The organism is Polaromonas sp. P3_B4, from assembly GCF_056402835.1.
The window spans coordinates 59,289-84,511 of record NZ_JBFUGQ010000004.1; the positions used below are offsets into that span (position 1 = coordinate 59,289).

Here is a 25,223-nt window from a genome sequence, read left to right on the forward strand (position 1 = left end):
CTCGCGCACAGCTATAAAGGGCTGGTGGCATTTTTCATAAACAACTCGGCACACACGCTGCGCAGCCAGCGGGAGGCCGGGTCGTGGTGGTAGCGGGCATGCCAGTGTTGCTTCACGGTAAATCCGGGAATCGCCAGCGGGCAGGGCAGCACCTGGAGGCCGGCGGCGCGGGCCAGGGTTTCGCCGATGTGGCGCGGCAGCGTGGCGATCAGGTCGGTGGTGGACAAAATGGCCGAGAGGCCCAGAAAGCCCGGCAGCTCCAGCAACACGCGGCGCGAGATGTTTTGTGACGCCAGGGCGCTGTCCAGCAGCTGGTAGCCGGTGCCGGAACTGATGCCGATGTGCGCCTCGGCCTGGTAGACAGCCAGGCTCCAGTCGGCACCCAATTCGCTGCCCACCCGCGGATGCCGGGCATTGGCCAGGCAAATCCAGTCCTGGCCGTACAGCGTCTGCTGGTAGAAGCCCGTGTCGAGCCAGGGCAGAAAGCCGACGGCAAGATCGGCCTCACCTGCTTGCAGGGCATGCGCCAGGCCGGCATCGATACGCGCGGCTTCCAGCGCCACGCCCGGCGCCACCGCCCGCACGTGGGACAGCAGCCGGGGCAACAGCGTGACGTGGCTGGCGTCGGTCATACAGATGCGAAAGCGCCGCTGCGCCGTAGACGGTTCAAAGGCAGCCTCTGACTGGGCCAGTCGCTGCAATCCGCCCAGCACCTCGCGCACCGTGGCAATCAGCATATCGGTGCGCGGCGTGGGCAGCATGCCCTCGGCCGTGCGCACAAACAGCGGGTCGCCAAGCTGCTTGCGCAGGCGCGCCAGCCAGATGCTGACCGTGGGCTGGCTTTGCCCCAAGGCCTCGGCCGACCGGGTGACGCTGCGGGTGGTGTAGAGCTGGTCCAGCAGCCGCAGCAGCTTGATGTCCAGCAGATCCAGGTCCTTTTCCATACCTCTATTGTGATACGCAATGATTGGTATTGCCCTCATTGCATGGACGACATGGTCGGACCCACCCAGAATTCGCTCCTGAATCACGAAGGAGTTGTGCAGTGAAGATTTGTGTTCTGGGCGCCGGCGCGCTGGGCTGTGCACTAGGCGGCGTGCTGACGGAGGCTGGTCACGAGGTCTGGCTCATCAACCGCAATGCTGCCCAGGTCGAGGCCATGAACAGCCGCGGGCTGATCCTGCGCGACGGCGGTGTAGACCGCTGCGTGCAGGTGCATGCCGCGACCTCCGCCGCAGGCGTGGCCATGAACACCGGTGCGGTGGACCTGGTGATCGTGCTGGTCAAGTCCTTCGACACCCGCCCGGCCATGGAGGCAGCCCTGTCGCTGCTGGGGCCGGACACGGTGGTGCTGTCACTGCAAAACGGGCTGGGACACGAAGACATCCTGGGCAGCATCGTGGGCCGCGAGCGCGTGCTGGCCGGCAAAACCTATGCGGGCGGCACGCAGCTCGGCGCCGGGCATGTGCTGATTGGAACGCGCGGCAAGGACACCCACCTGGGTGAACTGGATGGCCGCATCACGGAGCGCGTGCAGCGCATCGCCGCCGCCTTCAACGCCGCCGGGCTCGACACCATCGTCAGCCGCAACATCATCGGCACCATCTGGGACAAGCTGCTGGTCAATGTGGCCACCGGCGCCGTGAGCGCCATCACGCGCCTGACCTACGGCGATATGTACCAGGTGCCTGAGCTTGAGGCCTGCGGCATTGCGGCCGTGGCCGAAGCGATGGCGGTGGCACAAGCCAGCGGCATCACGCTCGCCACCACTGACCCGCGCCAGCCGTGGGTCAAGGCGGGCGAAGGCCTGCCCTACGCGTTCAAGACCTCGATGCTGCAAAGCCTGGAGAAGGGCTCCATCACCGAGATCGACTTTGTGAACGGCGCGGTGGTGCGCCAGGGCGCGAAATGCGGCGTACCCACACCCGTCAACCAGGCCCTGGTGGCCTGCATCAAGGGTATTGAGCGCGCACAGCCGCGTCAACGCGATTCAAAAGAGCACACCTTGGCCCCCCACAAACAAAAATCCTATGTAGAACACGTTGCGGTGCGCGTCAAAGACATCCGGTGGCATATCAACTTCTTCCTGGAGGTGCTGGGCATGGATGCGCGCGAGATCGACGGACCCGCCGATGCACCGCACCAGTACTGGACGATCGGCGGCCTGCAGCTCATGAGTACGCCAGGCTTTGCAGCGCCGCCGTCGAACGACGCCGGCTGGCTGGCGCATCTGGGCATCATGGTGGACGACCTGGAGGCCGCCTTGGCCGGGGCGAAGACATGGGGCGTGAAGCAACTGCCCCAGGGTCGCAACTGGCTGCAACTGCCCGATGGCCTGGCCGTCGAGCTGATCCAGGCCAGCACCGGCTGCGTGTCTGCTGTATTGGCAGTCAATCCCAGAGCCACCACTGCCTGAAAGGCGCCTCATGCCCAACCCCAACATCCAGTTCGCCACGCCGGAAAAATACTGGGACGACGCCCAGGTCGGCGACGAGTGCACCAGCCCGTCCTACACCTTCACCGCCGCGCGCATCGATGCCTACGCCGAACTCACGGGCGACTTCACGCCCGTGCATGTGGATGAAGCCTACGCCAATGCCTCGCACTTCGGCTGCCGTGTTGCGCACGGCCTGATGGGGCTGTCGGTTGCCGACGGCCTGAAAACCCAGAGCGAATACCGCTTCCTGCCCGGCATGTCGCTGGGCTGGACCTGGGACTTCCTGCTGCCGATCAAGATCAATGACACGCTGCACGTGAAATTTCGTGTGGCCAGCATGCGGCCCTCCAAAAGCAGGCCGGGCTGGGGCATCGTGGTGCTGCCGGCCGAGCTGATCAACCAGGCCGGGCAGGTGGTGCAAAAGGGCGAGCACCGCCTGATGGTGCCGCGCCGGCCATCATCTGAAAAATGATTTGCTATCAAAAACATAGCTGCTTGCGCCCGATATACAAAGATGAATTCAGGTTTTTATGAATAGAACTACCCAAGCGCTGCCGCTGGCGGGCATCCGCGTCGTCGATTACAGCCATTTCTTGGCCGGGCCCTATTTGTCGCGCTGCCTGGCAGCGATGGGTGCAGACGTCATCAAGGTCGAGCGGCCCAGGGACGGGGATGCGGGACGCGCTCACGCTTACTTCATCAAGGGACAAAGCGGCTACTTTTTGCAGCAGAACATGGGCAAGAAGGGCTTGTGCATCAACCTCAAGGACCCGCGCGGCCTGGAAATGATGCACAAGCTCACCGACACAGCTGACGTGTTCGTCGAGAACTACCGCCCCGGTGCGTTGAAAAAGCTCGGCTTGGGCTACGAAGAGCTGTCCCGGCGCAACCCTGGCCTGGTGTACTGCTCGATCTCCGCCTATGGCCATACCGGCCCCGACGCGCACCGTGCCGGCTTCGGCCTGATTGCCGAGGCCAAGAGCGGCATCATGGCCATGGTCGGCGAGCCCGGCGGCGTGCCGCCGCTGCTGCGCGTTTCACTGGGCGACATGTACACCGGCATCCACGGCGTGGCGGCGGTATGTGCCGCACTGCTGGGCCGCATCAAGTCGGGCAGGGGTCAGCATATTGACTTGTCCCTCTACGACTGCCTGGTGTCCATGCATGACTATGCGGTGCAGTGTTACACCCTCTCAGGCGGCAAGGAAATTCCGCAGCAAACCGGCCACGACATGCCTCAAAGCACGTTGTACGGCGTATTTGCCGCCAGCAACGGTTACCTCGTGATTGCCGCGCAGGTCGACGACGCATGGAAGCGTTTTGCTTTGCTGATAGGCGGCGAAGCTCTGGCGCTTGACGCGCGCTTTCACAGCGCCGCAGGGCGCAACGAAAACCGCACCGAAATACTTGCCCTGGCGAAAGCCTGGGTAGCGGGCCGTACTGTGGCCGAGTGCCTGGCTGCGCTGGATGCGATTGACGTGCCCTGCGCCAAGGTGCAGAACATCGAGGAAGTGCTGAACGATCCGCAAATTCAGGCGCGCAACATGGTGATTGAGCAGGACCACCCGGTGCTGGGCAAGATCCGCCTGCCCAACCTGCCTTTCAGGTTTTCGGAGTGCGACACCTCACCTGCCTGCGTTGCACCCGGCATGGGTCAACACAACCGCGAGATCGCCGCGAGCGTTGGTTATAGCGCTGCTGACATTGAGGCGATGGAGCACGACGGCGTGCTGTATGCAGAGGTGCAGCCATGACCGACCGCTATGCCGTCATCGGCAACCCGATAGGATTCAGCAAATCGCCGCTGATCCACGGCATGTTCGCGCAGGCTAGCGGGCAGGACATGGAATACACGGCCATCGAAGGGCCGCCAGGCGGATTCACCGGGGCCGTTGATGCCTTCCGCGCCCTGGGCGGCAAAGGCATGAACATTACCGCGCCATTCAAGCTCGACGCCTTTGCCTATGCCACCGAACGCTCAGAGCGGGCGCAGCTCGCGGGGGCGGCCAATGCCATGAGGTTTGACGGCACACGCGTGGTTGCCGAAAACTTCGACGGCGTGGGCCTGGTGCGCGACGTCACGCACAACCTGGGCTGCCAGCTGCAAGGCAAACGCGTGCTGCTGCTGGGCGCCGGCGGAGCGGCCCGGGGCGCGTTGCTGCCGTTTCTGGCGCAGGCCCCGGCCGAACTGGTGATTGCCAACCGCACGGTTGCCAGGGCACATGAACTGCAGGCCATGGGCGCGGCCCAGGCAAACGTCCGCGGCTGCGGCTATCCGGATCTGGCGGGGCAAACCTTTGACGTGGTGTTCAATGCCACCTCGGCAAGCCTGCGCGCCGAACTGCCGCCGGTGCCGGCAAGCGTGTTTGCTCCTGGTTGCCTGGCCTACGAACTGGCGTACGGAAAAGGGCTCACGCCGTTTTTGCGCCTGGCGCAAAACGCGGGAACCCGGCGGCTGGCCGATGGCGTGGGCATGCTGGTGGAGCAGGCAGCCGAAGCCTTTGCATGGTGGCGCGGCGTGCGGCCCGATACACGCGCTGCGATTGAACGCATCACCATTGCGCTGGTATGACATGACCTCAGCCTGCCCCCTATACTGCGCGAATGGACGAAACAGTACATTCGCAGGCAGCTTCGACCAAGGTGCGTGGGCGCAAAAGCAAGGCCCCGGCTGTGCAGACGGCCACGCGCACCAACGACCCGGCACGCACGATGGCCGGCATCCTCGAAGTGGCAACGGCCGAATTCGCCGAGAAGGGCCTGAGCGGCGCGCGCATCGACGAGATCGCGGCGGCCACCAAGACCAGCAAGCGCATGATCTATTACTACTTCGGCAGCAAAGAGGGGCTGTACCTCGCCGTGCTGGAGGAGTCGTACCGGCGCATGCGCAGCATCGAGGCGGAACTGCACCTGGAAGACCTGCTGCCGGAAGATGCGCTGCGCCGCCTGGTGGGCTTTACCTTCGACCATCACCACAGCAATCCGGGCTATATCCGGCTGGTGATGTCCGAGAACATGGAGCGCGGCAGCTACCTGGCCCAAAGCAAGATCATCCAGCAGCTCAATGTGCCGGCCATCGATGCCATCCGCAAGCTTTACGAGCGCGGCGTGGCGGCGGGCATATTTCGCATAGGCCTGGACCCGATCGACATCCATGCGTCGATTTCTGCGCTGACATTCTTCAATGTCTCCAACCAGCACACCTTCGGACTGATCTTCAAGAGCGACACCCAGTCGGGGCGCGCCATGACGGCGCGGCGCGACAGCATCATCGAAATGATCGTGCGCTTCGTGCGCAAGTAACTTCCGGATCGCGCCGGCCAGGGGCCGGCATGTCGGGTTTCTACCGATTCGTTTAAAACTAACTAGTTCGTACATTATGGATTAAAGCAATCTTCAACAGGCTCAGGGCTGGACGGCTGCGCGCGCAGCCACGCATAAAAAGGAGACAACATGGACAAGTGGATAGACCGGTTTTGCCGGGTGCTGGACGGCGTGATTGCGCTGTTCCTGGCGCTGATGGTGGTGCTGGTGTTCGGCAACGTGGTGTTGCGCTATGGCTTCAACTCGGGCATCAATCTGTCAGAGGAGCTGTCTCGCTGGCTGTTCGTCTGGCTGACCTTTCTCGGTGCCGTGGTGGCGATCAACGAGCGCGGGCATCTGGGCACCGACATGCTGGTGGGTCGCCTGGGCCCCAGGGGCAAGAAAATTTGCCTCGGCATCAGTTACCTGCTCATGCTTTTTGCCTGTTGGCTGATGTTCCGTGGTGCGTGGGAGCAGGTCAAGATCAACTGGACCACCACCAGTGCCGTGATGGAAGTGTCCATGAGCTGGTTCTACGGCTCGGGCATGGTGTTCGCCGTGCTCGGCGGCCTGTTGCTGCTGCGGGACCTGGTCCGGCTGCTCAGCGGCAAGACCGGGGACGGTGAGCTGATGATGATCAGGGAATCCGAAGACCAGCCGCATGAAGGAGGTCCGGCATGACCATCGCTATATTCCTCGGATCGCTGCTTGCCGCCATGGCGCTGGGCATCCCGATCGCGTTTTCATTGCTGCTGTGCGGCGCGGCGCTGATGTGGCACCTCGACATGTTTGACGCGCAGATCCTGGCACAGAACGTCGTGAACGGCGCCGACAGCTTTCCGCTGCTGGCCGTGCCCTTTTTCATGCTCGCCGGCGAGGTCATGAACGCAGGTGGCCTGTCGCGCCGCATCGTCAACCTCGCCATGGCCCTGGTCGGCCACATCAAGGGCGGCCTGGGCTATGTCACGATTGTGGCGGCAGTCATCATGGCGGCGCTGTCGGGCTCTGCCGTGGCCGATGCGGCTGCGCTGGCGTCGCTTTTGCTGCCCATGATGGTGGCCGCCGGCCATGACAAGGCGCGCTCCGCAGGGCTGATCGCATCGGCGGGCATTATCGCGCCGGTCATCCCGCCTTCGATTGCCTTTGTCATCTTCGGTGTGGCAGCCAATGTGTCAATTTCCAAATTGTTCCTGGCCGGCATCTTTCCCGGTCTCTTGCTGGGGTTGTCGCTGTGGCTCACCTGGTGGTGGCTGGTGCGCAAGGAAGTGGTGAAAGCCCCGCCGCGCAAGAGCCGTGCAGAAGTCCTGGTGGCGTTGAAGGAGTCGACCTGGGCGCTGGTGCTGCCGCTGATTGTGGTGTTCGGCCTGAAGTTCGGCATCTTCACGCCGACCGAGGCCGCTGTGGTTGCCGCGGTGTACGCAACGCTGGTTTCCGTACTAATCTACAAGGAGCTCACGCTGAGGAAGCTCTATCCGCTGTTCGTGGGCGCCGCCAAGACCAGCGCGATCGTGATGTTCCTGGTGGCCGCGGCCATGGTGTCGGCCTGGCTGATCACGGTGGCGCAGATACCGGGCCAGGTGGTTGCCCTGCTGCAGCCGCTTCTGGACAGCCCGAAGTTGCTGATGCTGGCCATCATGGTGCTGGTGATGGTGGTGGGAACCGCGCTGGACATGACACCCACCATCTTGCTGCTGACGCCGGTGCTCATGCCGGTCGTCAAGGCCGCCGGCATTGACCCGGTGTACTTTGGCGTGTTGTTCATCATCAACAACGCCATCGGGCTGATCACCCCGCCGGTGGGCACGGTGCTGAACACGGTGGCCGGGGTGGGCAAGGTGAGCATGGACGAAGTCACCAAGGGCGTGTTGCCCTTTATGTGGGCCCAGTTCGCCATCATGTTCCTGATGGTGGCTTTTCCGCAAATCGTCATCATCCCGGCGCGCTGGTTTTACGGCGGCTGACAACTTTCCGCGCTGCCGGGCGTGCTGGGTACGCCACGGCCGGCAGCCACGTCAAAGCGTACCGTGACACCTCATCCCCTCAAAAAACCGGAGACAACCATGAAACGCCTGTTTATCAAATCCGTCCTCGCTACCGTCGCCCTGGCGGCCTTCGGCATGGCCTCAGCCCAGGACATCAAGGAACGCACCGTCAAGTTCGCCACGCAAAACCCGGACGGCCACCCGATTGTGCTGGGCATGAAAAAATTCGCTGAAACCGTGGCAGCGAAATCGGGCGGCAAGATCAAGGTCAACCTCTTCCCCGGCGGTGTGCTGGGCGGCGATGCACCGAACATCTCCGCGCTGCAAGGCGGCACGCTGGAAATGGTGGTGATGAATTCCGGCATCCTGGCCAGCCAGGCCAAGGAATTTGCCGTTTTCGATTTTCCGTTCATGTTTGCAAGCTCGCAGGAAGCCGATGCCGTGGTGGATGGGCCTTTCGGGAAAATGATGCTCACCAAGCTCGATGCCAAAAACATCCATGGGCTGGCCTACTGGGAACTCGGCTTTCGCAACATCACAAACAGCAAGCGCCTCATCACCAAGGTGGACGACATTGCCGGCCTGAAACTGCGCGTGATTCCGAACGCCATCAACATCGACTGGGTGACCGCACTGGGCGCCAACCCGACGCCCATGGCTTTTCCCGAGGTTTATGCCGCGATGGAACAGAAAGCCATTGATGGCCATGAAAACCCGTTCACGGTCATCAACGCGAACAAGTTCTACGAAGTGCAAAAGTACCTGGCGGTGACCAACCACCAGTACAACCCGCAAACCGTCATCGTCAGCAAAAAGCTGTGGGACACCCTGAGCAATGATGAGAAAAAAATCTTCTCGGATGCGGCCGCCGAAGCTGCTGCGTACCAGCGCAAGGCCTCGCGTGAACAGTCCGGCACCGCGCTCGAAAACCTGAAGAAGAACGGCATGCAGGTCAGCGAGTTCAGCCCCGCAGAAATGGCCAAATTCCGCGAGAAGATGAAGCCCGTTATCGAGAAGCACTCGGCCATCGTGGGTGCCGATGTGGTCGGCGCACTGCAGGCAGAGCTCGCCAAACTGCGTAAATAGGATTTCACGCCCCGGCCGGCCCAGCGCACCGGAGCGCCGGGCTGGCCTGTTCTTTCATTCCGGTTCCGGGTATCTTTCCTTCATGAGCAAAATCCGCATCGCTGTCGCAGGGGCCGGCTACATCGGCCTGGCCCACATGGATGTGGCTCAAGAGAGCCCAACCTGCGTCCTTTCGGCCATTGTCGATCCTGCGCCGGCGGCAAAGGCTATCGCCGCCAGGGCGGGTGTTCCGCTGTACCCATCGCTGGATGAGCTGCTCAGCAAGGACCGCCCTGACGGCGTGATCCTTGCGACGCCGAACCAGCTGCATGTGCCGCAGGCCCTGCAATGCATCAAGGCCGGGGTGCCCATCCTGCTGGAAAAGCCCATTGCACCCACGCTGGCCGAAGGCGAGCAGCTGGTCAAGGCGGTCGCTGAGACGGGCGCCAAGGTACTGATCGGCCACCATCGCGCGCACAGCCCCATCATGGCCAAAGCGAAAGAAATCGTGGATTCGGGAAAACTCGGCAAGCTGGTTGCCGTGACGGGCAGTGCCACATTCTTCAAGCCCGACCGCTACTACGAAGACGCGTCATGGCGCCGCGAGATCGGCGGCGGCCCCATCCTCCTGAACATGATTCACGAGGTGCATAACCTGCGCATGCTGTGCGGTGACATCGTGGCAGTGCAGGCCTTTGCCTCCAATGCCACACGCGGTTTTCCGGTGGAAGACACGGTGGCCATCAATCTGCGTTTTGCCAACGGTGCGCTGGGCAGCTTCATGCTGTCGGACACCGCCGCATGCGCGCGCAGCTGGGAGCAGACCTCCCAGGAAAACAAGGCCTACCCAAGCTATGGCGACGAAGACTGCTACGTGATTTCGGGCACCAACGGAAGCCTGTCGGTTCCGACCATGCGCCTGAAAACCTATCCCAGCCCGGAAGACCGTTCCTGGTGGAAGCCATTTGACGAGAGCGTGGCCGACATGGTGCGCGACGATCCCCTCAAGCACCAGCTGGAGCACTTCGGCGCCGTCATTCGTGGTGAAGCACCGCCGCTGGTCAGTGCCCGCGACGGCCTGCTGAACCTGCGCATCACCGAAGCCATCGCGCAGGCCGCCCAAACCGGCCAGGTGATCGAGTTGCCCGTTGGTTAAGCAGCTCGACCCTCCCACATACAAATCAAACCACGACAAACAACGTCAACAACCAGGAAAGAAATCACCATGAAAGTGCTCATGCTTCACGGCATCAACCACAACATGTTCGGCAAACGCGACCCGGCGCAGTACGGCACCATCACGCTGGACGAAATCAACACCAGCCTGCAGGCTTTGGGCCGGGACCTCGGCGCCGAGGTGGAACATTTCCAGACCAACAGCGAATGTGACATGTGCGAACGGATTCACCAGGCATTCACCGACAAGGTCGACGCCGTGCTGATCAACGCCGGCGCCTGGACGCATTACAGCTACGGCATCCGCGACGCGCTGGCCATCCTCACCGTGCCGGTTGTCGAGCTCCACATGTCGAACATCCATGCCCGCGAGCCTTTCCGCCATGTGTCGGTGTTCGCCGAAATCGTCAAGGGGCAGATCTGCGGCTTTGGCGCTGACAGCTACCTGCTGGCTTTGCGCGCCGCTGTTTCGGCGATCAATGCCGCAAGGGTTTCGTAAATCATCAGAAAGAGAGCGGCCATGTCACAGGAGTTCGCTGGAAAAGTCATCGTTATAAGTGGCGCCAGCCGGGGCATCGGCCATGGCATCGCCGCTGCGTTTGCCGCACGCGGTGCGCAAACCGTTTTGGCCGCATCGTCCATTGAGAACCTGAAGACTGCCGCAGATGCAATTGCAGGCACTGGAGCACTCCGCCCTGAGGTATGTGCTGCGGATCTTCGAGGCGAAGAAGGTTGCAAAGCGGTATTCACCCTGGTGTCCGAAAAATTTGGACGCTGTGACGTGTTGGTTAATTCCGCGGGTGCCACGCGCGCCGGTGCGTTTCTGGACCTTCCGGAGGACGCATGGCATGACGGCTTTGCATTGAAGTTCTTCGGCTGTGTGAACTTGTGCCGCCTGTTTTGGCCGATGCTGAAAACTGCGGGTGGGCACGTTGTCAACATCATTGGCGGCGCTGCCCGTACGCCCGACCCGGGCTTCCTGATCGGTGGGTCGGTCAACGCTGCGATGCACAACTTCACCAAGGGCCTGTCCGGTCTTGGAAAGCGGGACGGCGTCAATGTCAACGCCATTCTTCCGGGCTTGACTGAAACCGGCCGTGTGGCGCAACTGTTTCAGCAGCGTGCAGCCGCAAGTGGAAAGCCCGTCGAAGAAGAACGACAGGCACAAATCGCACGCGAGGGACTCAGCCGGCTGGGTACACCCGAGGATGTCGCCGCACTTGCGATATTCCTGTGTTCGGAGAGTGCCCGCCACATTCAAGGTACGGCCATCGCTGTGGACGGCGGTGGCACCCCAGGCCTGTATTGATCGCCAAAGGCTTTTTTTGTTGCCGGCGAATGACCGTCAGCACCGATCATTCGGCGTTATTTTCAACAGCGGTTTAACTGCAAATTTCTGGAACTTCCATGATCAACGGCCATACCGAACTCATCGCCCATATCGGCTACCCGACGCATTCTTTCAAGGCGCCGATGATCTACAACCCCTACTTTGAACAGGCGGGAGTGAACGCGGTGGTCGTGCCCATGGGTTGCAAGGCCGAAGACTACCCGGCCTTTCTGCGGTCGGTGTCTTGCCTGGAGAACTTCCGGGGCGCGCTGATCACCATGCCGCACAAGGTCACAACAGTCGACTTGCTGGACGAAGCCACACCCACAGTACGCATCGCCGGCGCCTGCAATGCCGTCAGGCGTGACGCGGACGGCAAGCTCGTGGGCGACATGTTCGACGGGGAAGGCTTTGTGCGCGGCGTGCAACGCAAGGGTTTTGATCCGCGCGGAAAACGTGCCCTCGTCGTCGGCAGCGGCGGCGTGGGCTCGGCAATCGCGGCTTCGCTGGCCAAGGCCGGCGCGCGCGCGCTAGGGCTGTGCGACGTCAATGCGGCCTCCGCGCAGGCGCTGGCTGGGCGGCTGCGCCAGCATTACGCAACGCTGGAACTCCTCACAGGCTCAAACGACCCGGCGGGTTACGACCTGGTGGTCAACGCCACGCCCATGGGCATGAACGAAGGCGATCCTCTGCCCATGGACGTTTCACGTATCGCCGCCAACAGTTTTGTGGGCGAAGTGGTCATGAAGTCGGAGATGACCGCGTTTCTGGCAGCGGCCAAGGCGCGTGGCTGTACGGTGCAAGTGGGGTCCGACATGCTGTTCGAGCAGATCCCGGCCTACCTCGAGTTTTTTGGCCTGCCGACCACCACACCGGACGTCTTGCGATCGGTGGCCCGGCTGAGTTATTAAAAAAGTGTAAGAGGACACGCGCACCGTGCGTCCTGGGTGGGAAGTGTTGGAATCAATGCTAAAAACGGCTGATTTCAGACGTTCATGGACATAATCCAGCATGGACAAACTCAAGCAGCTTGAATCGTTCGTGTCGGTTGCGACACGCGGCAGCCTGACCGCTGCCGCGAACGCCGAAGGCGTGGCGCCGGCCATCATGGGGCGTCGGCTTGATGCACTGGAAGGCCGCCTGGGCGTCAAGCTGTTGGTACGCACCACCCGGCGCATCACGCTCACACACGAAGGCAGCGCTTTTCTTGAAGACTGCCAGCGTCTGCTGATTGATTTTGCCAACGCCGAAGCCAGCGTTTCGGCCGGCGGCGTCAAGGCCAGCGGGCATCTGCGCATCACCGCGCCGGCCGGCTTTGGCCGCCGCCACGTGGCGCCACTGGTCACACGCTTTCGCGAAGTGCATGCCGATGTCACGATCTCGCTGAACCTGAGCGACCGGGTAGTTGACCTGGCCGGCGAGGGTTTTGACTGCGCAGTGCGCGTCGGCGACATGCCGGACTCTTCGCTGGTGAGCGTGCGCATGGCTGACAACCGCCGGCTGTGCGTGGCCACGCCGGTCTACCTGGCCCGCCACGGCACGCCCCAGCACCCCAGCGAGCTGGCGAAATTCGACTGCCTGACGCTGTCCAGCGACGCCTCGCAAACGCGGGGCTGGGCGTTCCGGGTCCAGGACGAATTGATCCATCTCAAGCCGGGCGGGCCGCTCGACTGCTCGGACGGCCAGGTCCTGCATGACTGGTGCCTGGGAGGGTACGGCATTGCCTGGCGCAGCACCTGGGAGGTCGAGGCAGAAATTGCCGCCGGCCAGCTGGTGGCGGTGCTGGAGGATTTTGCCGCGCCGCCCAACGGTATTTACGCCGTATTTCCGCAACGCAAACACTTGCCGCTGCGGGTTCGCCTTTGGCTGGATTTTCTGAAACACCATTACAGCCAACCGGAGTTCTGGTGCTCGTCGCCAGCCGCCACCACCACAAAACCCTGACTGGAAAGGATCCCGACGATGGTTCTCGAATCTCTTTTGGCCTATGCCCACCTGCTGGCGATTCTCACCATGGTGGTTTTTCTGGCGAGCGAGGCGGCGCTGTGCCGCACCGAGTGGCTGAACGCCGCCGTGATCGAGAGGCTCGGCAAGATCGACATGGTCTACGGCATCTCGGCCGGCGCGGTTTTCCTGACCGGCCTGGCGCGCGTGTTTCTGGGCAGCAAGGGCGCGGCCTGGTACGTCCACAACCCCTTGCTGTACGTCAAGCTCGTCATGTTCCTGGCGATTGGGCTGATTTCCATCAAGCCGACCATGATGTTTTTGCGCTGGCGCCGTGAGTTGCGCGCCAGCGGCGCCCTGCCCGATGCGCTGGAAGTCAAACAAGCGCGGCGGCTGGTGATGGTGCAGGCGCACATCCTGCCGTTCATTCCGCTGGCCGCCGTCTTTCTGGCCCGAGGCTTTGGTTAGGCACACACCCGCGCTGCAGCGTCAGGCTGAAAACAGGCCATGCACCAGCCAGAAGGCGGTGCCCCACATCATCAGCGCTACCAACAGGTCCATCGCGCGCCATATGGCCGGTGTGTTGAGCCTGCGCCCCGCGCACCACAGCGCCACACCCAGGCCGGTAAACCACAGCAATGAACCCGTGATGGCGCCCAGGCCGAAGACGGCGTTGTCCGGCCGGGCGTAAGCCAGTGATGCGGTGCCGATGACCACGGCGGTGTCCAGCCATGCATGGGGGTTGAGCCACGACAGCGCCAGTGCCAGCCCGATGGCCTTGCGGCGCGGCATGGCCTCTGCGCCGGCCATATCGGGGTTCTGGGCAGACGCGTGCGCAGGCTGCAGAAAGCGCCGCATGGCCTGGGCGCCATACACCAGCAGCACCAGCGCGCCCGCGCCGGTCATGGCGCCCAGCAGCTTGTCGGAAAGACCGCCCAGTTGCGCAAGGCCGGCAACGCCTGCGGCGATCAGGGCCACATCGGTCAGCACACAGACGGCGACGGTGAGCCAGAGATGCTGGCGTAGCAGGCCCATTCGGATCACGTGAGCGTTCTGCGGGCCTATGGCCATGATGAGCGAGAGGCTGAGGACCATGCCAGTCAGGAAGGCGGGGGCGGTGAGCGGGTTCATGGCCGCAAGTGTGTGCCAGGGCTCATAATAGTTAAATAGAATTAACTAAAATTAGCTTTAGTCAATTATTAATTGATTTAGTACGCGCCTAACAACATGCTCGATGCCCGACAACTTGAAGCATTGGCCGCCGTGATTGAGCACGGCAGTTTCGGCGAAGCCGCCAAGGCCCTGAGCCTGACGCTGGCTGCCGTGTCCCTGCGCATCAAGTCACTTGAAACCGCACTGGGGCAGCGGCTCCTGGTGCGCGGCAAACAGGTACGCGCCACGTCGGCCGGCCAGGCTTTGCTCGGGCACACCCGGCAGGTTCGCCTCATGGAGGGTGATCTGCTGGCCGGGCTGCAGGGCGGGGGAAAGCCCGCTCGCCTGCAAAGCCTCAGCGTGGCGGTGAACGCCGACTCCCTGAGCACGTGGTTCTTGCCGGGCGTGGCCTCAGCCCTGCACACTAACGGCCTGCTGCTCGATGTCGTGGTGGACGATCAGGACCACACCCAGGAAGCCCTGAAAAGCGGGGATGTCACGGGCTGCGTCACCGCATTGGCGCAGGCCATGCGGGGCTGCGTGGCTGAACCGCTGGGCGTGATGCGTTACCGCTGCATGGCCTCGCCCGCGCTGGTGGCGCAGTGGAACGAGCCCGCGGCGGGTGGCAAGGCCGCACCGAACCGGCTGGCCCATCGCCTGCTAGCCAGCCCTGCCGTGATCTTCAACCGCAAGGACGCGCTGCAGGATACTTTTCTTGAACAGCATTTCGGGCTGCGCGACGCGCTGTACCCGCGCCACTTCGTGCCGGCGGTGGATGCGTTCGAGCTTGCGCTGGAGCTTGGCATGGGCTGGGGCATGGTGCCCGACCTGTTGCTGGCCGCGCGCACCCGCAAGCCGCCGCTGCAGGAAGTGCTGCCGGGCAGCACGGTCGACGTGCGGCTGTACTGGCAGCACTGGGCACGTGAATCCGTTGCGGCGCAGCGATTGACACAGGCGGTCAAGCAGGCGGCGCAGGGGCAGCTGCTGCAGGTGTGACGGTGCGTTTATAGATGAAAAGTACCGCTAGCGCTTTGTAGACAAGCGCAAACAGCTATCGAATTAATAGCGCCCAGGAGGAATATTGGCACAAAAAAAGCCCGCCATGACATTCATGGCGGGCTGGTTTGATCTGAAAAGACCGGCTTACTTGCTCAGGCACTCTTTCATGAAGGCTTTGCGTTCGTCGCCTTTTTTGCCCTTGGCGTCGACGTTGCAGGTTTTCATTTTGGTTTGCTGCGTTGGTGCTTCTTTCTTGGCGCTCAGGCACTCTTTCATGAATGCCTTGCGCTCATCGCCCTTCTTGCCTTCAGCGTCCTTGTTGCAGGCGCCCATTTTGGTTTGCTGTGCGGTTTTGGCTGGAGCGTCCGCGGCGTGCGCCACCGGAGACAAGGCCATCGAGACGGCAAAAACGGCGGCGATCAGGGATAACAGCTTTTTCATGGTGGCTCCATTGGGTTGGGAAACAGGTTTGAGTTCCGGCTGGAATTCCAACACATAACGCCGCGCCGGGCAAATTCGATGACCGGGTATCTGAGGGGTCCGAACGGCAGATGGCTTAACCGTAAAATCAGACCATGCTCTCGATTAAAAAAGACCTGCTCGCGGCTCTGGCCGCGGGGCTGGAAGAACTTTCCCCCGGCGCAGGCGACAAAGCTGCCTTTGAATCCCCCAAGGTGGCGGCCCATGGCGACTTCGCCTGCACGGCCGCCATGCAGCTGGCCAAACCGCTCAAGCTCAACCCGCGCCAGGTGGCCGAAAGCCTGCGCGCCAACCTGCTCAAGAAGCCCGCGTTTGAACGCTGGGTAGACGCCATCGAAATCGCCGGCCCCGGTTTCATCAACATCCGCCTCAAGCCCGCCGCCAAGCAGGAGACCGTGCGCGAAGTGCTGGCCGCCGGCGCGCAGTTCGGCGTGCAGCCGGCCGACCCGGCACGCAAGATGATCGTCGAGTTCGTCTCGGCCAACCCGACCGGCCCGCTGCATGTGGGCCACGGCCGCCAGGCCGCGCTGGGCGATGCGATCTGCAACCTGTTCGCCACGCAAGGCGCCAAGGTCTGGCGCGAGTTTTATTACAACGACGCGGGCGTGCAGATCCAGACCCTGGCCACCAGCACACAGGCGCGCGCCAAAGGCATCAAGCCCGGTGACGCCGGCTGGCCCGAGTCGGCCTACAACGGCGACTACATCGCCGACATCGCGGCCGACTTTCTGGCCAAAAAGACCGTCAAATCGGACGACCGCGAATACACCGCCTCGGGCGACGTGGAAGACATGGACTCGATACGCCAGTTCGCCGTGGCCTATCTGCGCCACGAGCAGGACCTGGACTTGAAGGCCTTCTCGGTGAAGTTCGACAACTACTACCTTGAGTCCAGCCTGTACAGCTCGGGCCGTGTCGATAGCGCCGTGGCCAGACTGAAAGAGGCCGGCAAGACCTACGAGCAGGATGGCGCGCTGTGGCTGAAGTCGACCGACTACGGCGACGACAAAGACCGCGTGATGAAAAAGAGCGACGGCAGCTACACCTACTTCGTCCCCGACGTGGCCTACCACCTGGCCAAGTGGGAGCGCGGCTTCGGCAAGGCCATCAACATCCAGGGCATGGACCACCACGGCACCATTGCCCGCGTGCGCGCCGGGCTGCAGGCCGCCGGCGAAGGCATTCCCCAGGGCTACCCCGACTACGTCCTGCACACCATGGTGCGCGTGGTGCGCAACGGCGAAGAGGTCAAAATTTCCAAGCGCGCCGGAAGCTACGTCACCTTGCGCGACCTGATCGAATGGACCAGCGCCGACGCCGTGCGCTTCTTTTTGCTCAGCCGCAAGCCGGACACCGAATACATCTTCGACATTGACCTGGCGCTGGCCAAAAACAATGAAAACCCGGTGTATTACGTGCAGTACGCGCATGCGCGCATCTGCTCCATCCTCACCACCTGGGCCGGCCAGGGTGGCGACGAAGCCAGCCTCAAAGCTGTCGACCTCTCGGCGCTGGACAGCCCGCAGGCGCAGTCATTGATGCTGCTGCTGGCCAAGTACCCCGACATGCTGACCAACGCGGCTGACGGATTTGCACCGCACGACGTGGCTTTTTACCTTCGTGAGCTGGCGGCCAGTTATCACAGCTATTACGATGCCGAGCGCATCCTGGTGGACGACGAAGCTGTGAAGCTTGCCCGTCTGGCGCTGGTCGCCGCGACTGCGCAGGTGTTGCACAATGGCCTCGCAGTGCTGGGCGTGAGCGCCCCGCGCAAGATGTAAACCGTGGCGAAAACCATGCGAATTTCAGGACAAGGCAATGAACGTGGGCAAGGTATGAATACACAACGAGGCGGAACCCTGTTGGGGTTGATCATTGGCGCGCTGATCGGCCTGGGCGCGGCGCTGGCGGTAGCGGTTTACATCACCAAGGTGCCGGTTCCTTTCATGAACAAGAGCCAGGCACGCAACCCCGACAGCGATGCTGTTGAAGCCAAGAAAAACAAGGACTGGAACCCGAACGCCCCGCTGGCCGGCAAAAACCAGCCCAAGCCGCCTCCTCCGGCAGCGGTTGAAGTGCCTGGTGTTCCAGTACCCGACCCCTCCGCCGGAGCCACCCCCAAGGCCGCCGCTTCAGCGCCGGCCAAAGTGGCCAAACCAGCGCCTGCCGATCCGCTGGGCGATCTGGCAAAGGCCAAGGTCGAAGGCCTGTCATCCGGTCCGGGAGCGGATCCCTTCAGCTATTTCATTCAGGCCGGTGCCTTTCGCACGCCGGAAGATGCGGAACAGCAACGCGCCAAGTTGCTGCTGCTGGGCATGCAGGCCAAAGTGACGGAACGCGAGCAGGCTGGCCGCACCGTGTACCGCGTGCGTCTTGGCCCTTTCGACAAGAAGGAAGATGCCGACAAGGCCAAGGAGCGCCTGGACAACAATTCCATTGAAACCGCGCTGGTCCGGGTCCAGCGCTGAAGCCCTCGTCCAACGATAGGCTGAACTTTTCACGAGGCTGGTGTACAAACCCCTATACCCCGCGCCACGAGGCATCCGCCAGAGGGGCGGTTTCCGGGCTATTTCTGTCATTCCAGGAGAAAAATCTGATGCAACGCCGTGAGTTTTCGTTTTCAGCCGCCGCCCTGGGCGGCATCGCCGCCCTGCCCACCCTGGCACAAGCCCAGGCCAAGGCCTTCAAGGACGGCGAGGATTACCTGACGCTGGACAAGCCGGCGCCGACCGAAGCCGCCGCCGGCCGGGTCGAGGTGGTGGAATTCTTCTGGTACAACTGCCCCCATTGCAACGCCTTCGAGCCGCAATTCGAAGCCTGGATGAAGCAGATCCCCAAGGACGTGTCCGTGCGGCGTGTTCCAGTGTCCTTCCGGCCCGATTTCGAACCTCAGCAGCGCCTGTATTACGTGCTTGAGGCCATGGGAAAAATTGAGGAACTTCACAAGAAGGTGTTTGCCACGATTCATGTGGAAAAACAACCGCTTAACACGCCCGAGCTGATAGCTGCATGGGCTGAAAAGCAGGGCCTCAACAAGGCCAAATTCGTTGAGTTCTACAACTCCTTTTCGGTCGCCTCCAAGGCGCGCAAGGCCACACAGCTGCAGGACAGCTACAAAGTGGCCGGCGTGCCGTCGCTGGGTATCGCCGGGCGTTATTACACCTCGTCGGACCAGACCCAAACCATGACCCGCGCGCTGCAGGTCACAGATCACCTGATCGCCCAATCCCGCAAGGCCAAATAAAGAAAGCGCCCGCGGCCGTGCGCCGCGCCAAACACCGGCTCAAAAAACCCGCCCGATTTCCGGCGGGTTTTTTTATGCCCCTAATATTCCCCGTGCAAGCCATTCCCGCAGCTGGCATGGCTACAATGACCCAACACCAAGCAGCAAGATTCGTGCCTTATGAAACACCCCATTTTTTCCCTCATCCTGCCGGTCATCCTGGCGCTGGGGTCGGCTTTCCCGGCCGCTGCCGAAAAAGCTGATCGGGACAAACCCATGAACGCGGAGGCAGATGCCCTGCGTTATGACGACCTGAAGCAAACCAGCGTTTTTACCGGCAATGTGGTGATCACCAAGGGCACGACCATCGTGCGCGGCGAGCGCGTTGACGTCATGCAGGATCCCGAGGGCTACCAGCAGGCGGTGTCCGTCGCGGCGCCCGGCAAGCTGGCGTTTTACCGGAAAAAGCGTGACGGCGTAGACGAGTACATCGAAGGCGAAGGCGAACGCATTGAATATGACAGCCGCGCCGACCTGGTGAAGTTCATCAAGCGGGCGGTGGTGCGCCGCTACAACGGTGCCACCCTGGTGGACGAAACCACCGGCAGCCTGATTGTTTATGACAACAACACCGACGTCTTCACCGTGGATGGGGGCGCGCAAAACCGTACGGCCAGCAACCCCACGGGGCGGGTTCGCGCCATGCTGTCACCCCGCGCGACAGCCTCGGCACCCGTTGCGGCACCGCCCGCAGGCCCAGCCCCGGTTCTGCGCCCCAGCACGACGCTGGGCAATGAAAAGAACTAGAAAGACCTGCACAGATGGATGTGGTGACTGACACTTCAGCGGCCCCGGCCGCTCCTGCCCTGACCCCCAGCCGCCTTGTTGCGCAAGGTCTGCAAAAATCGTACGGCAGCCGCAAGGTGGTGCAGGACGTTTCGCTGTCCGTGCAAAAAGGCGAAGTCGTGGGCCTGCTGGGCCCCAACGGCGCGGGCAAAACGACCTCGTTCTACATGATCGTGGGCCTGGTGCGCGCCGATGCAGGCGAAATTTCCATCGACGGCGAGTCGGTCGAGCACATGCCGATTCACCTGCGTGCCCGCCTGGGCCTGAGCTACCTGCCTCAGGAAGCGTCGATTTTCCGCAAGCTCACGGTGGAAGAAAACGTGCGTGCCGTGCTGGAGCTGCAGCTCGACAAAACCGGAAAACCGCTGGGGCGCGCAGACATCGAGTCGCGGCTCGACGCCCTGCTGCAGGATTTGCGGGTAGATCATTTGCGCAATTCACCGGCACCGGCGCTCTCGGGCGGCGAGCGCCGCCGGGTCGAAATCGCGCGGGCGCTGGCAACCCAGCCGCGCTTCATCCTGCTGGATGAGCCCTTTGCCGGTATCGACCCCATTGCCGTGATCGAAATCCAGCGCATCATCGGTTTCCTCAAATCGCGCGGCATCGGCGTGCTGATCACCGACCACAACGTGCGTGAAACACTGGGCATTTGCGACCACGCCTACATCATCAGCGACGGCCACGTGCTGGCGCAAGGCACACCGTCCGAGATCGTGAATAACGCCGATGTGCGCCGCGTCTATCTCGGCGAACACTTCAAGATGTAGAACATGGTTCCCCCCTGTTGTCGCTCACTTCGTGTAGCTCCCTCTCCCCCTCCGGGGACGGCGCCTGCGGCCTGGCAAAGCCAGTTCCGCGGCGCCCGCTGGTTAAAGACGTATTGCCTCAACCTTCCGCAAGTTTGAAAATCCAGTGAAACAAGGTCTGTCACTCCGCGTCTCGCAGCATCTTGCGCTGACACCTCAACTACAGCAGTCGATCCGGCTGTTGCAGCTGTCGACGCTTGAGTTGAGCCAGGAGGTCGAGCAGATGCTCGACGAAAACCCGTTTCTGGAAGTGTCGGAAGAGACGGCGGTGCGCGAAGAGTTTGGGCTGGAGCACATCAACACGCCGGTAAGCCAGGACAGCCGCGAGTTTGAATCTGCTACGGATTCGATAGCTGGCGGCGCAGACGAGACTAGCGCTACAGCCCCGAATGACGCAGAAGTCAGTGCGGAGCCCAAGCTCGAGGAAAGCTGGGAAGGCGATGGCACGGTAGAAACCACGCCCGACGACAGCGAGTGGGGAAGCGACGCACCGGCGCGCAAGAACAACAATGAAGAGAGCGAAGCCGAGGCCTCCGACCTCACGGGCAGCCATGAGTCGCTGCAGGACCACCTGCACCGGCAATCGCTGAGCTTGCGCCTGTCGGAGGAAGACCGTGCCGCGCTGCACTTCCTCATTGAATCGCTCAACGACGACGGCTACCTTGAAGACAGCCTGGCGTCGCTCGCGGCCGGTCTTGCAAGAGATGACATGGCGCAGGCGGAAGAACTGGAGCAGCGTTTTGCGATGGCGCTCAAGCTGCTGCACCACATGGAGCCTGCCGGTGTCGGTGCGCGCAACCTGGCGGAATGCCTGAGCCTGCAGCTGCTCGACTGCAAGGACTGCGAAGAAACCCGCGCAGCCATTGCCATGTGCAAGCAACCCATGGAGCTGCTGGCCAAGCGCGATGTCAAGCGCCTGTCGCACCTGTGTGGGTTCACCGAAGCCGCCATCAAGGGCGCGATCACGGTGATAGGCCGGCTCGATCCCAAGCCCGGGCGCCGCTTCGTGAATGTGGAGCGCAACCTGATCGTGCCCGACGTCATCGTCATCAAGTCGGGCCGGGGCTTCAAGGTTTCGCTCAATGGCGACGTCATGCCGCGCCTGCGCGTGCACGACATTTATGCCAATGCCCTCAAGCAGCACAAGGGCCAGGGCGGCCAGGCGCTGCAGCAGCGCCTGCAGGAGGCCCGCTGGTTCATCAAGAACATCCAGCAGCGCTTTGACACCATCCTGCGCGTGAGCAGTGCGATTGTGGAACGGCAGAAAAATTTCTTCACGCACGGTGAACTCGCCATGCGCCCGCTGGTGCTGCGCGAAATCGCCGACGAGCTGGGCCTGCATGAGTCCACCATCTCCCGCGTGACCACGGCCAAGTACATGGGCACCCCTTTCGGCACCTTTGAGCTCAAGTATTTCTTCGGCTCCGCGCTCGGCACCGAAACCGGCGGCAATGCTTCCAGCACGGCGGTACGCGCGCTCATCAAACAATTTGTCTCGTCCGAAAGCCTCAAGAAACCGCTCAGCGACAACCAGATTTCCGAAATGCTCAAGGAGCAGGGCATTGAATGCGCACGCCGCACCGTGGCCAAGTACCGCGAAGCCCTGCGCATAGCGCCCGCCAACCTGCGCAAATCACTCTAGCCGCCCAATCAGGCCGCGCTGCCCGTCCCTCAAAGTCAGTCATGAATCAACTCCAATTGTTTTTACCGTGCGCCGCAGGCGTCGAAACCCTGCTGGCCACCGAGGTCAAGCGTGTCACCGGGATCGACGGCAAAGCCTGGCGCGCCGGCGTGCAGCTGCAGGCGTCGTGGCGCGACGCGTTGCAGCTCAACCTGCACAGCCGGCTGGCGCAGCGTGTACTGATCGAACTGCAGCACAACCAGTACCGCAGTGAGCAAGACCTCTACAACGCTGCTGCCAACGTGGCCTGGGAAATCTGGTTCACGCCCAAGCAGACCTTCAAGGTCGAGATCACCGCCCAGCACAGCCCGCTGCAAAGCCTGAACTTCGCGGCGCTGAAGATCAAGGACGCGATCGCCGACCGCTTTCGCGCCAAGTTCGACGACGTGCGCCCCAGCGTCGACACGCGCTGGCCCGACGTGCGCGTCTACGTGCACCTGACGACGGACACCGTCACGGTCTACATCGACACCTCGGGTGAGCCGCTCTTCAAGCGCGGCTGGCGTGAAGACAAGGGTGATGCCCCGCTGAAGGAAACCCTGGCCGCCGCCATGATTGCCGCCAGCGGCTGGGACCAGCTCTGCAAAGAAGGCGTGCCGCTCTATGACCCCTGCTGCGGCTCGGGCACCATCGCGATTGAAGCCGCGCAGATCGCGTGCAACATCGCACCCGGCATCAACCGCCGTTTTGCCTTCCAGAAGTACCTGCCTTTCCAGGGCCATGTCTGGGACGGTCTGCTCGACCAGGCCGAAGCCGCCATCACCGAACCTACCGCGCCGGTGTTCGGCAGCGACGTGTCTTTCCGCATGGTTGACTTTGCCGAGCGCAATGCCGAACGTGCCGGTGTGGCCAATGCGGTGGAATTCCGCGGCGGCGACGCGCTGCAGCGTATGCCACCTGCGCCTTCGGGCGTGATGCTGGTGAACCCGCCTTACGGCGAACGGATCGATGTGGCAGGCGTGGCCGGCATCACCGGCCTGCAGGGACGCGACCAGCGCCGCCAGCAAGGACATGCCGAAGGACGCGTGCAGCAGGACCACCGCAACCAACCCATCGATGAATTTGGCCAGCCGCTGAACCGGGACAGCGGCGATCGGGGCGACACGCGTGAAGAGCCCGCCTTCGAGACTTCGCGCGACCGTTCTGCCAATCCCGGCCGCGAACAGGCACAAAACGCCTGGGGCGAAGAAGCGACGGAGTTTTTTCCGCAACTGGCCGCGCACTGGAAGAAAAACTACGCCGGCTGGACCGCTCACGTGCTCACGCCCGACCTCAAACTGCCGGGCAAGATGCGCCTGAAAGAATCGCGGCGCGTGCCGATGTGGAATGGTCCCATCGAATGCCGCCTGTTCCGCTTTGACATGGTGGCGGGCTCCGCACGCGGCAAGCCCGGCGCAGCCACCCCCACTCCACCGAACGAGCCGGCGGCGTGACGGCCTCAGTGCGCCAGCCTGTCGTGCTGGACACCAACATCGTCCTCGACGTGTTTGTTTTCAACGATGCGGCAGCGCAGCCACTGAAAAAAGCGCTGGAGGCCGGCGAGCTCGACTGGCTGGCCACGCGGGCCATGCGCGACGAACTTGAGCGCGTGCTGGCTTATCCGCAAATCATTCCCCGCCTGGCGTTTTACGAATTAAGCGCCGGTGACGTGCTCGCTGCCTTTGACCGGCATGCTCGCCTGACGGATGTGGCAGCCAAGGCCGGTGTCACTTGCAGCGACCCCGACGACCAGAAGTTCATCGACCTGGCGGTGGCCGGCAAGGCCTTGCTGCTCAGCAAGGACCGGCATGTGCTTTCCATGACCAAACGGCTCGGCAACCTCGGCGTCAGGGTGCAGCGCTCGATGTCTGACGGCAAGCAGCCTTCAGGAAGGTGAGGAAGGCGCGTACGCGAGGAATGTTCTGCCGGCCGGGAAGAACCAGGGCTGACAGGGGCGTCGGGTCGCTGTCGTGGAGCGTCGTCAGTAGCGGCACCAGCCGTCCGTCAGCGAGCGCCTGTTCCCCCAGGAAATCACCGAGGCGGACAATGCCAACGCCGGCCAGGGCCAGGTCAAGCAGCAGGTCGGCGCTGTCGCATGTGATGGAACCTTTGACCGGCAGCATGACACGCTTGCCGTCCTCCAGCACCGGCCATTCCGCCAGACGCGTGAATCCACTTAATTGCAGGCAGTTGTGCGCGAGAAGCTCACGGGGATGCTGCGGAACTCCGTGCCTGGCCAGGTAGCCTGGGCTGGCGACCATGACGCGATGAACAGTTCCCAGCCGCAGCAGCACAAGTCCGGAATCCTGCAAGGGGCCTACCCGGATGGTGACATCGGTCTGGTCGAGCAGGGGGTCTATGCGCTGATCACCGACGGTTAGTGCGACAGAAATATCCGGGTATAGGGCCTGAAACTCCGGCAGCAGGCGCACCAGCTTGTGTTTCGCAAAAGCGGTACCGGTATTGATGCGAATCAAGCCCTGCGGGCGGCCCTTGACCGCCCCGATCTGGGCCTGTGCTTCTTCAACCCGAGCAATGATCGCGCGGGCATGGTGGAGATAGGTTTCGCCTTCCTGCGTGAGTACAAGCCGCCGTGTTGAACGATGCAATAGCTTGGCGCCAAGCCGGCTTTCGAGCCGCGACACGATACGCGCGACCGCCGAAGCGGTGAGCCCCGCCTCTTTGCCGGCCGCAGCAAATGCCCCTAAATCCACCGTGCGAACAAAGATGGCGATGTCATCGGTGTACTGCATCCCTCATTATGTCGTTTTCAGTCGCAATGACTGACCAATGCGCATCTTTATCTAATTTTTGGTCTCT

The 25,223-nt window shown here is 62.5% G+C and carries 27 protein-coding genes and 1 pseudogene; 24 read left to right on the forward strand and 4 right to left on the reverse strand.

Features of this window, described 5'->3' with window-relative positions; all coding sequences use genetic code 11:
• Window positions 1-11: 11 nt before the first annotated feature.
• Complete coding sequence (locus AC1DVV_RS21605; protein ID WP_477701594.1) at window positions 12-944, reverse strand: LysR family transcriptional regulator; 933 nt, start codon at window positions 942-944, stop codon at window positions 12-14.
• A gap of 101 nt (window positions 945-1,045) precedes the next feature.
• Here AC1DVV_RS21605 and AC1DVV_RS21610 point away from each other — a divergent pair.
• From AC1DVV_RS21610 to AC1DVV_RS21680, 15 genes and pseudogenes are all read left to right on the forward strand, one after another.
• Window positions 1,046-1,987: pseudogene (locus AC1DVV_RS21610) on the forward strand (ketopantoate reductase family protein); the annotation flags it as partial.
• An 18-nt stretch (window positions 1,988-2,005) separates the two neighbouring features.
• Window positions 2,006-2,416 (forward strand): VOC family protein, encoded by a 411-nt coding sequence (locus AC1DVV_RS21615; protein ID WP_477701615.1) that lies wholly within the window; start codon window positions 2,006-2,008, stop codon window positions 2,414-2,416.
• A 10-nt stretch (window positions 2,417-2,426) separates the two neighbouring features.
• Window positions 2,427-2,909, forward strand: coding sequence for a MaoC family dehydratase (locus AC1DVV_RS21620; RefSeq protein WP_477701595.1), 483 nt, complete (start codon window positions 2,427-2,429; stop codon window positions 2,907-2,909).
• Between the two features lie 58 nt (window positions 2,910-2,967).
• Window positions 2,968-4,191, forward strand: a complete 1,224-nt coding sequence (locus tag AC1DVV_RS21625; RefSeq protein ID WP_477701596.1) for a CaiB/BaiF CoA transferase family protein — start codon at window positions 2,968-2,970, stop codon at window positions 4,189-4,191.
• Window positions 4,188-5,009, forward strand: a complete 822-nt coding sequence (aroE, locus tag AC1DVV_RS21630) for a shikimate dehydrogenase (protein ID WP_477690209.1) — start codon at window positions 4,188-4,190, stop codon at window positions 5,007-5,009. Before AC1DVV_RS21625 ends, aroE begins: the two co-directional genes overlap by 4 nt.
• Window positions 5,010-5,041: 32 nt before the next feature.
• Window positions 5,042-5,740, forward strand: a complete 699-nt coding sequence (locus AC1DVV_RS21635) for a TetR family transcriptional regulator (protein ID WP_457282359.1) — start codon at window positions 5,042-5,044, stop codon at window positions 5,738-5,740.
• Between the two features lie 150 nt (window positions 5,741-5,890).
• Window positions 5,891-6,421 carry a TRAP transporter small permease gene (locus AC1DVV_RS21640; protein ID WP_457282360.1) on the forward strand — a complete coding sequence of 177 codons (531 nt, stop codon included), beginning with the start codon at window positions 5,891-5,893 and terminating at the stop codon, window positions 6,419-6,421.
• A complete protein-coding gene (locus AC1DVV_RS21645; protein WP_477666921.1) occupies window positions 6,418-7,701 on the forward strand; it encodes a TRAP transporter large permease subunit in 1,284 nt (427 codons plus the stop codon). The genes AC1DVV_RS21640 and AC1DVV_RS21645 overlap by 4 nt, the downstream gene beginning before the upstream one ends.
• Before the next feature lie 99 nt (window positions 7,702-7,800).
• Window positions 7,801-8,808 carry a TRAP transporter substrate-binding protein gene (locus AC1DVV_RS21650; protein WP_457282362.1) on the forward strand — a complete coding sequence of 336 codons (1,008 nt, stop codon included), beginning with the start codon at window positions 7,801-7,803 and terminating at the stop codon, window positions 8,806-8,808.
• 82 nt (window positions 8,809-8,890) lie between these two features.
• Entirely contained in the window at window positions 8,891-9,943 is a 1,053-nt protein-coding gene (locus AC1DVV_RS21655; RefSeq protein WP_477690212.1) for a Gfo/Idh/MocA family protein, read from the forward strand.
• A gap of 69 nt (window positions 9,944-10,012) precedes the next feature.
• Window positions 10,013-10,462, forward strand: coding sequence for a type II 3-dehydroquinate dehydratase (gene aroQ / locus AC1DVV_RS21660; protein WP_477690213.1), 450 nt, complete (start codon window positions 10,013-10,015; stop codon window positions 10,460-10,462).
• Window positions 10,463-10,483: 21 nt separating this feature from the next.
• A complete protein-coding gene (locus tag AC1DVV_RS21665; protein WP_457282365.1) occupies window positions 10,484-11,272 on the forward strand; it encodes an SDR family oxidoreductase in 789 nt (262 codons plus the stop codon).
• A 98-nt stretch (window positions 11,273-11,370) separates the two neighbouring features.
• Window positions 11,371-12,204, forward strand: a complete 834-nt coding sequence (locus AC1DVV_RS21670; RefSeq protein ID WP_477690214.1) for a shikimate dehydrogenase family protein — start codon at window positions 11,371-11,373, stop codon at window positions 12,202-12,204.
• A 100-nt stretch (window positions 12,205-12,304) separates the two neighbouring features.
• The gene (locus AC1DVV_RS21675) at window positions 12,305-13,237 is read left to right on the forward strand and encodes a LysR family transcriptional regulator (protein WP_457282367.1); all 933 of its coding nucleotides are present in this window, start codon (window positions 12,305-12,307) and stop codon (window positions 13,235-13,237) included.
• 18 nt (window positions 13,238-13,255) lie between these two features.
• Complete coding sequence (locus AC1DVV_RS21680; protein WP_477666924.1) at window positions 13,256-13,705, forward strand: DUF2214 family protein; 450 nt, start codon at window positions 13,256-13,258, stop codon at window positions 13,703-13,705.
• 21 nt (window positions 13,706-13,726) lie between these two features.
• Here AC1DVV_RS21680 and AC1DVV_RS21685 read toward each other — a convergent pair whose 3' ends face one another.
• Window positions 13,727-14,368, reverse strand: coding sequence for a LysE/ArgO family amino acid transporter (locus AC1DVV_RS21685; protein ID WP_477701597.1), 642 nt, complete (start codon window positions 14,366-14,368; stop codon window positions 13,727-13,729).
• A 96-nt stretch (window positions 14,369-14,464) separates the two neighbouring features.
• Between AC1DVV_RS21685 and AC1DVV_RS21690 the strand changes: the two genes are divergently transcribed.
• Window positions 14,465-15,385 (forward strand): HTH-type transcriptional regulator ArgP, encoded by a 921-nt coding sequence (locus AC1DVV_RS21690; protein ID WP_477690215.1) that lies wholly within the window; start codon window positions 14,465-14,467, stop codon window positions 15,383-15,385.
• Window positions 15,386-15,532: 147 nt separating this feature from the next.
• Here AC1DVV_RS21690 and AC1DVV_RS21695 read toward each other — a convergent pair whose 3' ends face one another.
• Entirely contained in the window at window positions 15,533-15,829 is a 297-nt protein-coding gene (locus AC1DVV_RS21695; protein ID WP_457282371.1) for a PsiF family protein, read from the reverse strand.
• 134 nt (window positions 15,830-15,963) lie between these two features.
• Between AC1DVV_RS21695 and argS the strand changes: the two genes are divergently transcribed.
• From argS to AC1DVV_RS21735, 8 genes are all read left to right on the forward strand, one after another.
• Complete coding sequence (gene argS / locus AC1DVV_RS21700) at window positions 15,964-17,649, forward strand: arginine--tRNA ligase (protein WP_457282372.1); 1,686 nt, start codon at window positions 15,964-15,966, stop codon at window positions 17,647-17,649.
• A gap of 54 nt (window positions 17,650-17,703) precedes the next feature.
• On the forward strand, window positions 17,704-18,336 hold the full coding sequence (locus AC1DVV_RS21705) for an SPOR domain-containing protein (protein ID WP_457282373.1): 633 nt from the start codon (window positions 17,704-17,706) through the stop codon (window positions 18,334-18,336).
• Window positions 18,337-18,464: 128 nt separating this feature from the next.
• Complete coding sequence (locus tag AC1DVV_RS21710) at window positions 18,465-19,112, forward strand: thiol:disulfide interchange protein DsbA/DsbL (protein ID WP_477666926.1); 648 nt, start codon at window positions 18,465-18,467, stop codon at window positions 19,110-19,112.
• A gap of 159 nt (window positions 19,113-19,271) precedes the next feature.
• Window positions 19,272-19,898, forward strand: coding sequence for a lipopolysaccharide transport periplasmic protein LptA (gene lptA / locus AC1DVV_RS21715; RefSeq protein WP_457282375.1), 627 nt, complete (start codon window positions 19,272-19,274; stop codon window positions 19,896-19,898).
• Window positions 19,899-19,912: 14 nt separating this feature from the next.
• Window positions 19,913-20,704, forward strand: a complete 792-nt coding sequence (gene lptB, locus AC1DVV_RS21720) for an LPS export ABC transporter ATP-binding protein (RefSeq protein ID WP_457282376.1) — start codon at window positions 19,913-19,915, stop codon at window positions 20,702-20,704.
• A 145-nt stretch (window positions 20,705-20,849) separates the two neighbouring features.
• A complete protein-coding gene (locus AC1DVV_RS21725) occupies window positions 20,850-22,385 on the forward strand; it encodes an RNA polymerase factor sigma-54 (protein WP_457282377.1) in 1,536 nt (511 codons plus the stop codon).
• 41 nt (window positions 22,386-22,426) lie between these two features.
• Complete coding sequence (locus AC1DVV_RS21730; RefSeq protein ID WP_457282378.1) at window positions 22,427-23,857, forward strand: THUMP domain-containing class I SAM-dependent RNA methyltransferase; 1,431 nt, start codon at window positions 22,427-22,429, stop codon at window positions 23,855-23,857.
• Window positions 23,854-24,300: a putative toxin-antitoxin system toxin component, PIN family gene (locus AC1DVV_RS21735; RefSeq protein WP_477666927.1), complete on the forward strand. Its 447-nt coding sequence runs from the start codon at window positions 23,854-23,856 to the stop codon at window positions 24,298-24,300. The genes AC1DVV_RS21730 and AC1DVV_RS21735 overlap by 4 nt, the downstream gene beginning before the upstream one ends.
• Here AC1DVV_RS21735 and AC1DVV_RS21740 read toward each other — a convergent pair.
• On the reverse strand, window positions 24,251-25,156 hold the full coding sequence (locus AC1DVV_RS21740) for a LysR family transcriptional regulator (protein ID WP_457282380.1): 906 nt from the start codon (window positions 25,154-25,156) through the stop codon (window positions 24,251-24,253). The two genes, AC1DVV_RS21735 and AC1DVV_RS21740, sit on opposite strands and share 50 nt — an antisense overlap.
• Window positions 25,157-25,223 lie beyond the last annotated feature (67 nt).

Excerpts from the sequence above, each read along its gene's own strand:
- AC1DVV_RS21705 (WP_457282373.1), top strand. The coding sequence starts at position 17,704 with ATGAATACACAACGAGGCGGAACCCTGTTGGGGTTGATCATTGGCGCG.
- AC1DVV_RS21620 (WP_477701595.1), top strand. The coding sequence starts at position 2,427 with ATGCCCAACCCCAACATCCAGTTCGCCACGCCGGAAAAATACTGGGAC.
- AC1DVV_RS21645 (WP_477666921.1), top strand. The coding sequence starts at position 6,418 with ATGACCATCGCTATATTCCTCGGATCGCTGCTTGCCGCCATGGCGCTG.
- AC1DVV_RS21640 (WP_457282360.1), top strand. The coding sequence starts at position 5,891 with ATGGACAAGTGGATAGACCGGTTTTGCCGGGTGCTGGACGGCGTGATT.
- lptB (WP_457282376.1), top strand. The coding sequence starts at position 19,913 with ATGGATGTGGTGACTGACACTTCAGCGGCCCCGGCCGCTCCTGCCCTG.
- aroQ (WP_477690213.1), top strand. The coding sequence starts at position 10,013 with ATGAAAGTGCTCATGCTTCACGGCATCAACCACAACATGTTCGGCAAA.
- argS (WP_457282372.1), top strand. The coding sequence starts at position 15,964 with ATGCTCTCGATTAAAAAAGACCTGCTCGCGGCTCTGGCCGCGGGGCTG.
- AC1DVV_RS21685 (WP_477701597.1), bottom strand. The coding sequence starts at position 14,368 with ATGAACCCGCTCACCGCCCCCGCCTTCCTGACTGGCATGGTCCTCAGC.
- AC1DVV_RS21730 (WP_457282378.1), top strand. The coding sequence starts at position 22,427 with ATGAATCAACTCCAATTGTTTTTACCGTGCGCCGCAGGCGTCGAAACC.
- AC1DVV_RS21695 (WP_457282371.1), bottom strand. The coding sequence starts at position 15,829 with ATGAAAAAGCTGTTATCCCTGATCGCCGCCGTTTTTGCCGTCTCGATG.
- AC1DVV_RS21625 (WP_477701596.1), top strand. The coding sequence starts at position 2,968 with ATGAATAGAACTACCCAAGCGCTGCCGCTGGCGGGCATCCGCGTCGTC.
- AC1DVV_RS21740 (WP_457282380.1), bottom strand. The coding sequence starts at position 25,156 with ATGCAGTACACCGATGACATCGCCATCTTTGTTCGCACGGTGGATTTA.
- AC1DVV_RS21680 (WP_477666924.1), top strand. The coding sequence starts at position 13,256 with ATGGTTCTCGAATCTCTTTTGGCCTATGCCCACCTGCTGGCGATTCTC.
- AC1DVV_RS21710 (WP_477666926.1), top strand. The coding sequence starts at position 18,465 with ATGCAACGCCGTGAGTTTTCGTTTTCAGCCGCCGCCCTGGGCGGCATC.
- AC1DVV_RS21690 (WP_477690215.1), top strand. The coding sequence starts at position 14,465 with ATGCTCGATGCCCGACAACTTGAAGCATTGGCCGCCGTGATTGAGCAC.
- AC1DVV_RS21675 (WP_457282367.1), top strand. The coding sequence starts at position 12,305 with ATGGACAAACTCAAGCAGCTTGAATCGTTCGTGTCGGTTGCGACACGC.
- AC1DVV_RS21655 (WP_477690212.1), top strand. The coding sequence starts at position 8,891 with ATGAGCAAAATCCGCATCGCTGTCGCAGGGGCCGGCTACATCGGCCTG.
- AC1DVV_RS21665 (WP_457282365.1), top strand. The coding sequence starts at position 10,484 with ATGTCACAGGAGTTCGCTGGAAAAGTCATCGTTATAAGTGGCGCCAGC.
- AC1DVV_RS21670 (WP_477690214.1), top strand. The coding sequence starts at position 11,371 with ATGATCAACGGCCATACCGAACTCATCGCCCATATCGGCTACCCGACG.
- AC1DVV_RS21605 (WP_477701594.1), bottom strand. The coding sequence starts at position 944 with ATGGAAAAGGACCTGGATCTGCTGGACATCAAGCTGCTGCGGCTGCTG.
- AC1DVV_RS21650 (WP_457282362.1), top strand. The coding sequence starts at position 7,801 with ATGAAACGCCTGTTTATCAAATCCGTCCTCGCTACCGTCGCCCTGGCG.
- AC1DVV_RS21635 (WP_457282359.1), top strand. The coding sequence starts at position 5,042 with ATGGACGAAACAGTACATTCGCAGGCAGCTTCGACCAAGGTGCGTGGG.
- aroE (WP_477690209.1), top strand. The coding sequence starts at position 4,188 with ATGACCGACCGCTATGCCGTCATCGGCAACCCGATAGGATTCAGCAAA.
- lptA (WP_457282375.1), top strand. The coding sequence starts at position 19,272 with ATGAAACACCCCATTTTTTCCCTCATCCTGCCGGTCATCCTGGCGCTG.